Raw genomic sequence first — 957 nt, 5'->3', positions numbered from 1 at the left:
CCGTAGCTGTGCAGCCCGGACAGGAACATGTTGACGCCGAGGAACGCGAACGTCGTCACGAGCAGGCCCGTGAGCGCCCACCAGGCGGCAGCCGCGCCGCGCAGGCCCTTCATCAGGCGCATGTGCAGCCAGGCCGCGTAGTTGAGCCACACGATCAGCGCCCAGGTTTCCTTCGGGTCCCAGCTCCAGTAGCCGCCCCATGCTTGCGCGGCCCACAGCGCGCCGAGGATCGTCGCGATCGTGAAGAACGCGAAGCCGACCGCGATCGACTTGTACATCACGTCGTCGAGCACCTCGAGCGTCGGCAGGCGATCGGCGAGCACGCCGCGTTCCTTCATCAGGTACGCGACCGACACCATCGCCGACAGCGCGAAGCTGCCGTAGCCGATGAAGTTCGCCGGCACGTGGATCTTCATCCACCAGCTCTGCAGCGCCGGCACGAGCGGCTGGATCTGCTGCGCGTCGCGCGCGACCGAGTACCACATCAGGAAGCCGACGGCCGCGCTGATCACCAGCAGCACGAACGCGCCGAGCGCGCGCGTGCCGTAATGGCCTTCGTAATACAGGTAGAGCAGCGCGGTGATCAGGCTGAACAGCACGAACACTTCATACAGGTTCGACACCGGGATATGCCCGACGTCGGCGCCGATCAGGTAGGACTCGTACCAGCGCACCATCAGGCCGGTGAAGCCCATCAGCACCGCGACCCAGGTGAGCTTCTGGCCGATCGCGGAACCCGATTCCGAGCGCGCGAGCAGGCCGATCCAGTAGAAGATCGTCGCGAGCACGAACAGCGCGCTCATCCACAGGATCGCGGACTGGCTCGACAGGAAGTACTTGAGGAAGAACGCCGAATCGGCGCGCGCGAGATCGCCCTGGTAGATCTGGATCGACAGCAGCGACAGCACGGCGATCGACGCCATCATCAGCCGCGCGGGCTTCCAGCGCCAGCCGAGC

The 957-nt window shown here is 65.8% G+C and carries 1 protein-coding gene; it reads right to left on the bottom strand.

Annotation, left to right across the window (positions count from 1 at the left end; all coding sequences use genetic code 11):
• Window positions 1–957: c-type cytochrome biogenesis protein CcsB (ccsB, locus tag U5771_RS35195; protein WP_322028184.1), on the bottom strand; the 957-nt coding region annotated here is incomplete at both ends.

Origin of the sequence: Burkholderia sp. BCC1977, from assembly GCF_905339595.1 — a bacterium.
Lineage (GTDB): Bacteria > Pseudomonadota > Gammaproteobacteria > Burkholderiales > Burkholderiaceae > Burkholderia.
The sequence above is the reverse complement of the archived record's forward strand: the minus strand, read 5'-3'. Positions and strand labels throughout refer to the sequence as shown.